The sequence below is a fragment of the Mycobacterium colombiense genome (assembly GCF_003284975.1).
Taxonomy (GTDB): domain Bacteria; phylum Actinomycetota; class Actinomycetes; order Mycobacteriales; family Mycobacteriaceae; genus Mycobacterium; species Mycobacterium europaeum_A.
On record NZ_QMEU01000131.1, the window covers coordinates 1 to 10,710 of the forward strand.

At 68.9% G+C, this 10,710-nt stretch carries 12 protein-coding genes; 4 read left to right on the plus strand and 8 right to left on the minus strand.

The annotated features are described in order from the left end of the window. Positions 1 to 53 precede the first annotated feature (53 nt). Positions 54 to 836 (plus strand): site-2 protease family protein, encoded by a 783-nt coding sequence (locus tag DQP58_RS23825; RefSeq protein WP_112710607.1) that lies wholly within the window; start codon positions 54 to 56, stop codon positions 834 to 836. A gap of 40 nt (positions 837 to 876) precedes the next feature. Next, complete coding sequence (locus tag DQP58_RS23830; RefSeq protein ID WP_112710608.1) at positions 877 to 1,773, plus strand: cation diffusion facilitator family transporter; 897 nt, start codon at positions 877 to 879, stop codon at positions 1,771 to 1,773. A gap of 16 nt (positions 1,774 to 1,789) precedes the next feature. Here the strand turns inward: DQP58_RS23830 and DQP58_RS23835 are convergent, their stop codons facing one another. Beyond that, a complete protein-coding gene (locus DQP58_RS23835; RefSeq protein WP_112710616.1) occupies positions 1,790 to 2,203 on the minus strand; it encodes a DUF3151 domain-containing protein in 414 nt (137 codons plus the stop codon). Between the two features lie 120 nt (positions 2,204 to 2,323). Between DQP58_RS23835 and DQP58_RS23840 the strand changes: the two genes are divergently transcribed. After that, complete coding sequence (locus DQP58_RS23840; RefSeq protein ID WP_112710609.1) at positions 2,324 to 3,196, plus strand: hypothetical protein; 873 nt, start codon at positions 2,324 to 2,326, stop codon at positions 3,194 to 3,196. A gap of 100 nt (positions 3,197 to 3,296) precedes the next feature. Here DQP58_RS23840 and fbaA read toward each other — a convergent pair whose 3' ends face one another. Beyond that, positions 3,297 to 4,331, minus strand: coding sequence for a class II fructose-bisphosphate aldolase (gene fbaA / locus DQP58_RS23845; RefSeq protein WP_112710610.1), 1,035 nt, complete (start codon positions 4,329 to 4,331; stop codon positions 3,297 to 3,299). Positions 4,332 to 4,461: 130 nt separating this feature from the next. On the opposite strand from fbaA, the gene DQP58_RS23850 reads away from it, so the two are divergent. Further along, positions 4,462 to 5,154: a DedA family protein gene (locus DQP58_RS23850; protein WP_112710611.1), complete on the plus strand. Its 693-nt coding sequence runs from the start codon at positions 4,462 to 4,464 to the stop codon at positions 5,152 to 5,154. A 21-nt stretch (positions 5,155 to 5,175) separates the two neighbouring features. On the opposite strand, the gene DQP58_RS27435 is transcribed toward DQP58_RS23850, so the two are convergent. Genes DQP58_RS27435 through DQP58_RS23880 form a run of 6 tightly spaced genes read right to left on the minus strand, consistent with a single transcriptional unit; the run spans position 5,176 to position 10,606 of the window. Beyond that, the gene (locus DQP58_RS27435) at positions 5,176 to 6,528 is read right to left on the minus strand and encodes a 3-oxoacid CoA-transferase (protein ID WP_112710612.1); all 1,353 of its coding nucleotides are present in this window, start codon (positions 6,526 to 6,528) and stop codon (positions 5,176 to 5,178) included. Then, positions 6,525 to 7,658 carry a glycoside hydrolase family 76 protein gene (locus DQP58_RS23860; RefSeq protein WP_112710613.1) on the minus strand — a complete coding sequence of 378 codons (1,134 nt, stop codon included), beginning with the start codon at positions 7,656 to 7,658 and terminating at the stop codon, positions 6,525 to 6,527. The genes DQP58_RS27435 and DQP58_RS23860 overlap by 4 nt, the downstream gene beginning before the upstream one ends. 49 nt (positions 7,659 to 7,707) lie before the next feature. After that, the gene (locus DQP58_RS23865) at positions 7,708 to 8,355 is read right to left on the minus strand and encodes a TrmH family RNA methyltransferase (RefSeq protein ID WP_112710614.1); all 648 of its coding nucleotides are present in this window, start codon (positions 8,353 to 8,355) and stop codon (positions 7,708 to 7,710) included. Then, positions 8,352 to 9,266, minus strand: coding sequence for a hypothetical protein (locus tag DQP58_RS23870; RefSeq protein ID WP_112710615.1), 915 nt, complete (start codon positions 9,264 to 9,266; stop codon positions 8,352 to 8,354). Before DQP58_RS23870 ends, DQP58_RS23865 begins: the two co-directional genes overlap by 4 nt. Positions 9,267 to 9,303: 37 nt before the next feature. Further along, positions 9,304 to 9,843, minus strand: a complete 540-nt coding sequence (pyrE, locus tag DQP58_RS23875; RefSeq protein ID WP_066872534.1) for an orotate phosphoribosyltransferase — start codon at positions 9,841 to 9,843, stop codon at positions 9,304 to 9,306. Next, positions 9,830 to 10,606 (minus strand): SDR family NAD(P)-dependent oxidoreductase, encoded by a 777-nt coding sequence (locus DQP58_RS23880; protein ID WP_112710617.1) that lies wholly within the window; start codon positions 10,604 to 10,606, stop codon positions 9,830 to 9,832. Before DQP58_RS23880 ends, pyrE begins: the two co-directional genes overlap by 14 nt. Positions 10,607 to 10,710 lie beyond the last annotated feature (104 nt).

Here is a 10,710-nt window from a genome sequence, read left to right on the forward strand (position 1 = left end):
CGGCGTTCTACCGCCACATCGAAGGCTGGCTGCTGGTCCGCTAGTTTCGATCGGTGAGCTTCCCTGCCTCCCAACACGAATCGGTACGGCCCAGCCCGATCTTTTTGGGCCTGCTCGGGCTGACGGCCGGCGGCGGCGCGCTGGCCTGGTCGGCCGGGGCCAGCGCGCGGCCGCTGGCCTACGCCGGGGTCTTCGTCTTCGTCATCGCCGGCTGGCTGGTGTCGCTGTGCCTGCACGAGTTCGGGCACGCGGTGACCGCCTGGCGGTTCGGCGACCACGATGACTCCGTGCGCGGCTACCTGACCCTGGACCCGCGCCGCTACGCTCACCCCGGGCTGTCGCTGGCGCTGCCCATGGTCATCATCGTGCTGGGCGGGATCGGCCTGCCCGGCGCGGCGGTCTACGTGCGCACCTGGTTCATGACGCCGGCCCGGCGCACCCTGGTCAGCCTTGCCGGCCCGGTGGCCAACCTCGCGCTCGCGGTGCTGCTGCTGGTGGTGACCCGGTTGTTCTTCGACCCAAAGCACGTCGTGCTGTGGTCCGGCGTGGCCTTCCTCGCGTTCCTTCAGCTCACCGCCGTGCTGCTCAACCTGCTGCCCATCCCGGGCCTGGACGGATACGACGCCCTGGAGCCGCACCTGAGCCGCGACACCCAGCGGGCGCTGGCGCCGGCCAAGCAGTGGGGCTTCGTCATCCTGCTGTTCCTACTGTTGGCCCCGGTGCTCAACCAGTGGTTCTTCGGGCTGGTGCTGTCGCTGTTCGACCTGTCCGGCGTGCCGGACGTGCTGGTGGGCTGGGGCAACGCACTGACCCGATTCTGGAGCCGCTGGTTCTGACCCTTGCCATATATGCGCTGTTGCGCATATATTTCGCGCCATGGGCGCAGGCCACAACCACACCCCGGCCGAGACGGACGACGCTCGGGTGATCCCGCGCATGGTCGCGGCCGCAGCGATTCTGGCGGCGTTCTTCGTGGTGGAACTGGCCACCTCGTTGCTGATCAACTCGATCGCGCTGCTGGCCGACGCCGGCCACATGCTGACCGACGTCGTCGCCGTGTTCATGGGGCTGGCCGCGGTCACGCTGGCCCGCCGCGGCAGCTCGTCGCCCGCCCGCACCTACGGCTGGCATCGCGCCGAGGTGTTCACCGCCGTCGCCAACGCTGCGCTGCTGATCGGCGTGGCGGTGTTCATCCTTTACGAGGCCATCCGGCGGCTCAGCGAAGCTCCGACCGTGCCCGGCGTGCCGATGATCGTGGTCGCGCTGGCGGGGCTGGCCGCCAACCTCGTGGTCGCGCTGCTGTTGCGTTCGCACTCGTCGGGCAGCCTGGCGGTCAAGGGCGCCTACATGGAGGTGGTCGCCGACACCGTGGGCAGCCTGGGCGTGCTGATCGCCGGTGTGGTGACGGTGACGACGCACTGGCCCTACGCCGACGTGGTGGTGGCCGTGCTGGTCGCGCTGTGGGTGCTGCCCCGCGCCGTCTCGCTGGCCCGCGACGCGCTGCGGATCCTCTCCGAATCGTCGCCTACCCACATCGACGTCGAGGAACTGCGCGCCGCGCTCGAGGCCGTTGACGGCGTGATCGACGTGCACGATCTGCACGTGTGGACGCTCTCCCCCGGCAAGGACATGTGCACCGCACACCTGATCAGCGCCGGCGACTCGGCCCGAATTCTGCACGACGCGCGGACGGTGCTGTCGGCTCGCGGGCTCGAGCACGCCACCGTGCAGATCGACTGCCCCGACGACAGCGATTGTTCGGACAGCTTTTAGCGCGCCTTTGAGGGCGTCAAAACCCCAGCGCCGGGCGCGCCTCGGGGTCGCAATCGTCGAGCAGGTCCAGGCAGCGCGAGTATTCGTCGGTTTCGCCGATGGTGTCGGCGGCGCGCGCCAGGGCCGCCACACACCGCAGGAAGCCGCGGTTGGGTTCGTGCGAATAGGGCACCGGGCCGAAGCCTTTCCAGCCGTTTCTGCGCAGCTGGTCCAGGCCGCGATGGTAGCCGGTGCGGGCGTATGCGTAGGCGGTGATGGCCTGGTCGTCGGCCAGCGCCTGCTCGGCCAGTGCCGCCCAGGCCACCGACGCGGTCGGATGCGCGGCGGCGACGATGCCGGGCTTTTCACCGGCGAGCAGTTCCGCCTCGGCATCGGCATCTCCGGGCAGCAGGATCGGGTCGGGCCCTAGAAGATCTCCCATCGGCGTCATGGCTCTATTCTGCAGCTCGCGCGTTTTGCCCGCGTGACGCACCTCGGCCAGCGCCGCGAGCCGGGTACTCGGTCGCTAAGCTCTGCAACTACCCCACGAAGCGGGAGGACAGTAGTACTCATGCCCAACCCATCCGAACCCGACCGCGGCGGCGCACCGAAACGGCCCGGGTTCGACCCACGCGATTCGCGCGCCGAACCGAGCGACGAATGGGGGGCCGAGTCCGGCTTCGACACCGGAGAAGACGCCACCGAGAGCGTCCCGATGGTCCCCACCGACTCCGAGACCGAGACCGTGGTGATCAACAGGCCCGACCCGCAGAGCGGCCCCGAAGAAATCCCGGATGCACCGCAGCGCGAACGGCGCTTCACCGCGCCCGGCTTCGACGCCAAAGAGACCGCGATCATCAACACCACCGCCGAACCCGCCACCGAGGTGTTCGCGACGCCGCCGGGGTCCGACGCCACCGCGCAATTCGGCGCCCCGCCTAAAGCCGCTGTCCCGCAATCGATTCCGCCGCGGTTCGGAGGGAAGCTACGCACGTCGCGGCAGTTCAACTGGGGCTGGATACTGGCGTTGGTGGTCATCGTGCTGGCGCTGGCGGCGATCGCGATCCTGGGCACGGTGCTGCTGACCCGCGGCAAGCACGCCGGCGCCTCGCAGGAAGACCAGGTTCGCCATACCATCCAGAATTTCGACGTCGCGATCCAGCGCGGTGACCTGACCACGCTGCGCACCATCACCTGCGGCACCACCCGCGACGGCTACGCCGACTACGACGAGCACGCGTGGGACGAGACCTACCGGCGGGTGTCGGCGGCCAAGCAGTATCCGGTGATTGCCAGCATCGACCAAGTGGTGGTCAACGGCCAGCACGCCGAGGCGAACGTCACCACGTTCATGGCCTATGACCCGCAGCTGCGCTCGACCCGCAGCCTGGATCTGCAGTACCGCGACGACCAGTGGAAGGTCTGCCAGTCCGCCAGCGGCTAGCTTCGGCCGCCGGTGCCGCGTCCTCCGCGAGACTTAAACCACGGCGACCCGCATCGGCGTGTCGTGTGCGTGGTTTAAGTGTCGCGCGCCAGCGAGCCCGCTAGGCGCCCAATGACTGTCCGGCGCAATGCAGGTCGGTGCAGGCCTGCACCACCCGCTCGGACATCGACGCCTCGGCCTTCTTGAGGTAGCTGCGGGGGTCGTAGACCTTCTTGACGCCGACCTCGCCGTCGACCTTGAGCACGCCGTCGTAGTTGGCGAACATGTGACCGGCGATCGGGCGGGTGAACGCGTACTGGGTGTCGGTGTCGACGTTCATCTTCACCACGCCGTAGCGCAGCGCCTCCTCGATCTCCGACGTCAGCGACCCGGACCCGCCGTGGAAGACGAAGTCGAACGGCTTGGCCTCGGCGGGCAGTCCCAGCCTGGCGGCGGCCACCTTCTGGCCTTGCGCCAGGATGTCGGGGCGCAGTTTGACATTGCCGGGCTTGTAGACCCCGTGGACGTTGCCGAAGGTGGCGGCGAGCAGGTACTTGCCGTGCTCGCCGTGGCCCAGCGCGTCGATGGTCTTCTCGAAGTCGTCGGGCGTGGTGTAGAGCTTGTCGTTGATCTCGTGGGCGACGCCGTCCTCTTCACCACCCACCACGCCGATCTCGATCTCGAGGACGATCTTGGCGGCCGCCGCGTCCTTGAGCAGGTCGCGCGCAATCACCAGGTTCTCGTCGATCGGCACCGCCGAGCCGTCCCACATGTGCGACCCGAACAGCGGGTCTTTGCCCGCCGCGACCCGTTCGGCCGAGATGGCCAGCAGCGGGCGGACATAGGTATCCAGCTTGTCCTTGGGACAATGGTCGGTGTGCAGCGCAACGTTGACCGGGTATCTGTCGGCAATGCGGCGGGTGAACTCGGCCAGCGCCACCGCGCCGGCCACCATGTCCTTGACACCCAGCCCCGAGGCGAATTCCGCACCGCCGGTCGAGAATTGGATGATCCCGTCGCTGCCGGCGTCGGCGAAGCCCTTGAGCGCGGCGTTGACCGTTTCCGACGAGGTGCAGTTGATGGCCGGGAAGGCGTACGCGTTCTGCTTGGCGCGTCCCAGCATCTCGGCGTAGACCTCGGGCGTGGCGATGGGCATCAGACACCTCCTGACGGCTGGTCCTAACCCAACCACGGATGCGTGGTCGACAGCTACCCGGCGAAGCGCGGCGCGGGTTAGTCCGGGCTTTGTCCGGGCCAGGGTCGTTTCGCCGGTATGTTGAGGGATCATGAGCACCGCCGTGACGGCCCTGCCCGACATCTTCGACCCCATGTACTGGTTGGGCGCCAACGGCGTCTTCGGGTCGGCGGTGCTGCCGGGCATCCTGATCATCGTCTTCATCGAGACCGGGCTGCTGTTTCCGCTGCTGCCGGGCGAGTCGCTGCTGTTCACCGGCGGCCTGCTGGCCGCGCACCCCAATCCGCCGGCCAGCATCTGGGTGCTGGCCCCCGCCGTCGCCGCCGTGGCGATCCTGGGCGATCAGACCGGGTATTTCATTGGCCGGCGCATCGGCCCGGCGCTGTTCAAGAAGGAAGACTCGCGGTTCTTCAAGAAGCACCATGTGACCGAGTCGCACGCGTTCTTCGAGAAGTACGGCCCCTGGGCGATCATCCTGGCCCGGTTCGCGCCGTTCATCCGGACGTTCACACCGGTGGTCGCCGGGGTGTCCTACATGCGCTACCCGGTGTTTTTGGGCTTCGACATCGTCGGCGGCATCCTCTGGGGCGGCGGCGTGACGGTGGCCGGCTACTTTCTGGGCAACGTGCCGTTCGTGCACCACAACCTGCAGAAGATCCTGCTGGCCATCCTGCTCGTCTCGCTGATGCCGGCGTTCATCGCCGCCTGGCGCAGCTATCGGGGACGCCGCCACGCGCACAGCGCCGAGGACCGCGAACCCGAGCGGCTGCCGGCGGCCGAATAGCCGGCCACCGCCGGCGCGGGATCAAAGCGCGACTTTGAAGTCGCAGCCCGTCTTGGCGCGGACGTCCTCGACCGTGACGCCGGGCTGCAATTCGGTGAGCACCAGCCCCTGTCCCGGTTCGACGTCGAAGACGCACAGGTTGGTGATGATCATGTCGACCACATTCTTGCCGGTGAGCGGCAGCGTGCACTGGCTGAGGATCTTCGGGCTGCCGTCTTTGGCGGTGTGATCCATCAGCACTATCACGCGCTTGACCCCCGACACCAAATCCATTGCGCCGCCTGGACCTTTGACCATCTTGCCGGGCACCATCCAGTTGGCCAGGTCGCCGTTTTCGGCGACCTCGAGCGCACCCAGGATGGACAGGTCGATGTGGCCGCCGCGGATCATCGCGAAGGAATCGGCGCTCGAGAAGAAGCTCGACCCGGGCAGGCTGGTGATGGTCTGCTTGCCCGCGTTGATCAGATCGGGGTCGACGGTGTCCTCGCTCGGGTAGGCCCCGATGCCGAGCAGGCCGTTCTCCGATTGCAGGGTGACCTTGATGCCGTCGGGAATGAAGTTGGCCACCAACGTCGGGATGCCGATGCCCAAGTTCACGTAGAAGCCGTCGCGCAGTTCCTGGGCGGCGCGCTGGGCCATCCGCTCGCGAAGGGGGCTGTCGCTTTTCAGCGCGGCGCCGCCGCTGGTGGTGCGGAACTCGATGCGCTTCTCGTAGCCGGTGCCCGCGATGATGCGGTCGACGTAGATGCCGGGGGTGTGGATCAGGTCGGGATCCAGCTCGCCGACCTCGACCAGCTCCTCAACCTCGGCCACCGTGATCGCGCCGCAGGTGGCGATCATCGGGTTGAAGTTGCGCGCCGTCTTGCGGTACACGAGGTTACCGGCGGTGTCGCCCTTCCACGCCTTGACGATCGCGACGTCGGCCCGGATGCCTTCTTCCAGAACGTATTCGGTGCCGTCGAAGACCCTGGTGTCCTTGCCTTCGGCGAGGTTGGTGCCGAAGGCCGTGCGGGTGTAGAAGCCGGGGATGCCCGCGCCGCCGGCGCGCAGCTTCTCGGCCAGCGTGCCCTGCGGCGTCAGCACCAGGTCCAGCTCACCGGCCAGCACCTGGCGCTCGAACTCCTTGTTCTCGCCGACGTAGGACGCGATCACCTTGCGCACCTGGCGTCCCTTGAGCAGCAGTCCCATGCCGAAATCGTCTACGCCGGCGTTGTTTCCGACGATGGTGAGGTCTTTGATGCCGCTGTCGACCAGGGCCTGGATCAGCTTCTCCGGAATGCCACACAGACCGAATCCGCCCGCGGCGATGGTGATGCCGTCCTTCAGCAGGCCGAGCAGAGCCGACTCTGCGTCGTGGTGAACCTTATTGCTCACAGGGTGCTCCCGTTCTTCGACTCGGCGGAGACGTTACAGGCGGCCTCCATGAGCATCCACCCCGATAGCTGCACCGACAGGTCCCGCTCGGCGACCTCCGAGGCCATCACCGCGCCCTCGACGAATTCCGCCTCTTTGCCGCCCGCCGTCGGCAGCTGGGCGTCGCGGTCCCAGAACGGGCCGAACACCGGCAGCCCGTCCACCGTCTGCCTGTTGTCCCAGGCCGCCTTCGCGCTGGCCAGCACGATCCGCCGGGCGGTGTCGCGCGCCAGCGCGTCGTCGGCCGACTCCCCCGGCAACGTGGTGGCCACCAGCGCCAGGTAGCGGGCGGTCACCCCCGCGAACAGGCCGCCATCCCCGCCGCCGGCCCCGGCCAGCACGCCCGCCGGCGCCATGTGTTCGTCCACCGCCGCGACCAGGCGGTGCACCCGCGCGGAGTGGCGCTGCCTGACCTCGAGCGCGGTGCGGGCGGCCAGCTCGGTCTCCAGCCCGAGCACCACACCCTGGCAGTAGGTGTACTGCGCGCGCACCAGCGACCCGGCCTTGATGCCGTCGAACACCAGGTGGGTCTCCGGGTCGATCAACGTCTGGTCGATCCAATTCCCCATCTGCTCAGCGCGTTTCAGGTGGTCGCCATAGCGCGCGAGGAAAATCCCGGCCGGGCCGTTGGCCGGGGCGTTGAAGAATCGGTCGGACTTACGCCACGGGATCCCGCCGCCGTCCTCGGGCGCCCAGGCCTTGACGAACTGCGCGGCGAGCTTGGGCAAGGCGCGGCGGCGCTGCACGCCGGCGATCCGGGCGGCACGTTCGAGCGCCAGCGCCAGCCAGGCCATGTCGTCGTAGTAGGCGTTGATCCAGGAGAAGTTGTTGCGCAGCCGGTGCGAGCGGACCTGGCGGTTGATCTCGGTGTGGCGGTGGGGCTGCGGATCCCGCGCCTCGGCGTCGACCAGGCAATCGAGCAGATGCGCCTGCCACCAGTAGTGCCAGGTGCCGAACCAGCGGTCGCGCCGCGTCGCCGGCCAGGCCACCACCCCCAGCTGCGTGGCGGGCAGTCCCCAGAGGCGTTTCAGGTGTCGTTGCGTGACAGCGGCTTCGCTGCTGGCCGCGCGGTTGACCCAGAGCTGATCCATACCTGTCGATCCTGCCGCACACGGTTGAATGTGCGCGTACGGCGTCGGGCTACCAGGCCTGGGACAGATCGGCGTGCTGCTTGACCCACGCGTGCATGGCGATGCCCGCGGCGACGCCGGCGTTGATGCTGCGCGTCGAGCCGAACTGCGCGATCGACACCGTCAGCGTTGCGCCCGTGCGGGTGTCGTCGGTGATGCCGGGGCCCTCCTGACCGAACACCAGCAGGCACTCGCGTGGCAGCGCGGCCTCCTCCAGTCGCGTCGCGCCCGGCACGTTGTCGACGGCCACCACCGTCAGGCCGGCGTCGGCCGCGAAGTCGAGCAGCTCGGCGGTGCTGTCGTGATGGCACAGCCGCTGATAGCGATCGGTGACCATGGCGCCCCGGCGATTCCACCGCCGCCGCCCCACGATGTGCACGGTGTGCACCGCGAAGGCGTTGGCGGTGCGCACCACCGAACCGATGTTGGCGTCGTGGCCGAAGTTCTCGATCGCCACGTGCAGGGGATGCCGGCGCCGGTCGATGTCGGCGATGATCGCCTCGCGCGTCCAGTACCGGTAGGCGTCTACGACGTTGCGAGTGTCGCCCTCGCGCAACAGGATTGGGTCATAGCGCGGGTCGTCGGGGAGCTCGCCCCGCCACGGGCCGACGCCGGCGGGCGGGGTCGCGGACCATTCGGTGGGCCCGGGTCCGCTCATCGCTGCGTCCACACCCCGGCGTGCGTGCCGTCGATGGCCAGCGTCGCGTATAGCAGCGCGTCGTTGATCTCGCCCTGGGTGCACAGCGACGCGTTGACGTGCACCGCATCCAACGACGCGTCGGGCAGGATCAGCACCGACGACCCGTAGGTCGAGCAGGCCGGGTTCAGACCCGGGGCGGGCAGGGTCGGCGAGGCCAGCAGCATCATCGGCCCGCCGCGCTTGACGGACTCGTCGCGGTAGCGGACCGCGACGGCGGTGGCCTCCAGCCCCAACAGCATGTAGCCGTTGCCGGTGAACGCTCCCGGATCGCCCAGCTGCATCTTGGTCACGGGCTTGCCGTCGGCGCGCCATGCCGACAGGCTGGCGGTCTTGACCGCGAGCCCGCCGCTGTCGTTGGGGTTGGTGGGCAGCAGCCCCACCGGGAAGGCCACCGGGTAGGCCGACGAGCTGTCGGGGATCCGGTCGCGCGGCGAGTAGCCGTAGACGCCGCGCACCTGGCTTCGATCCTTCAGCGGCCCAAGGCAAACCGTGCCGGTGAGCCGGTCGCGGGGCGCCGAGAGCGGCGCGGGGACGTCGCGCACATTGGTGGTCTTCGCTTGGAAGGATTTGTCACAGCTGCCCAGGCCGGCCGTCTCCGTGGGGTGGGCCAGCGCGCCGTAGAGCCCGAAGCGGATGTCCTCGGCTTTGGCGTGCGGGTCCTTGGCCGAGGCCGGGCTGGCGTCGACGTCGACCAACACGTAGTCGCCGTCCCAGCGCAGATTCGACACCGACATGTTCCAGCCCAGCAGGGCCAGCGATTCGCCGAGCCGCGCGCCCTGAGCCCCGTACGGACGCACCGGCTGGCTGGAGGACGAGCAGCCGGTCAGGCAGGCCACCACGCATGCGAGCATCGCAAGGGCGCTACGCATGATTCAGCGAACTCGGGCTAGGAAGATCAGCCGGCAACTAGCTCAGCCCCAAATCGGCGAGGCCGAGCACGCTTCGGTAGGGCAACCCCTCGGCCTCGATGGCCTCGGCGGCGCCGGTGGCGCGGTCCACCACGGTGGCCACCCCCACCACGTCCCCGCCCGCCTCCTGCACGGCGCGCACCGCGGTCAGCGCAGAGTTGCCGGTGGTGCTGGTGTCCTCGACGACCAGTACCCGCTTGCCGGAAACCTCGGAACCTTCGATAAGGCGTTGCAGCCCATGGGTTTTCGCGGACTTGCGCACGACGAAGGCGTCGATCGGCCGACCCGGCGCGTGCATGACGGCGGTGGCCACCGGGTCGGCGCCCAGCGTCAGGCCGCCGACGACGGCGTAGTCCCAGTCGCTGGTCAGGTCGCGCATCAGCGTGCCGATCAATGCCGAGGCGCGGTGGTGCAGGGTGGCCCGGCGCAGGTCGACGTAGTAGTCGGCCTCCTTGCCGGAGGACAGCGTGACCCGCCCGTGCACCACCGACAGGCGTCGCACCAGCTCGGCCAGCTCTTCGAGGTCAGGTCCGGCCACGGCCACTCCCGATTCGTTTGGTGACGGCCCGCAGCAGGGTCCGCGGCAGCAGGCGCTCGGCGGCGATGATCGCCTTGTACTGCAGGCCCGGAATGCTGATCACCTTGCCGCGGGCGATATCGGCCAGGCTCTGGCTGACCACATCGTCGACCTCGAGCCACATGAACGACGGCGACTTGGCCATGTCGATCCCGGCGCGGTCGTGAAATTCGGTATGCACGTAGCCCGGGCACACGGCGTGCACGGAAACCCCGGTGCCCTGCAGGCCCACGGACAGGCCCTCGCTGAACGAGATCACCCACGCCTTGGACGCCGAATACGTCGACCCGCGCCCGGGCACCAGCCCGGCGATGCTGGCGATGTTGACGACGGTGCCCGCGCCGGCCTCCAGCATGGCGGGCAGGGCGGCGCGGGTCAGGTGCATGACCGCGGTGACGTTGACGTCGAGCTGGGACTGCAGCAGCGCGGGGTCTGCGGACCAGAAGTCGCCGGAGGTCCCGAAGCCGGCGTTGTTGACCAGGACGCGCACTCCCCCGGCCGCGAGCCGGTCACACACCCGCTGACGGCCGGCCGTATCGGCCAGGTCGGCGGGCAGGATCTCGACGGAGCCGGAGTGCTGCTGCAGTTCCTCGGACAATCTGGTCAGGCGGTCGACATCGCGGGCGACCAGGACCAGGTCGTAGCCGTCGCTGGCATAGCGTCGCGCGAACCCGGCGCCGATTCCGGACGTAGGCCCGGTGATCAGGGCTACGGGGCGAGGCATGAGCGACATCCTAATGACGGCGGCAGCACCGGCCTTGCGGCCACCCGGGGCCCGCCGTCAGTGCTGATAGTTGCTGGCCTGCTGGCCGTTGCGCCCGGACGGCG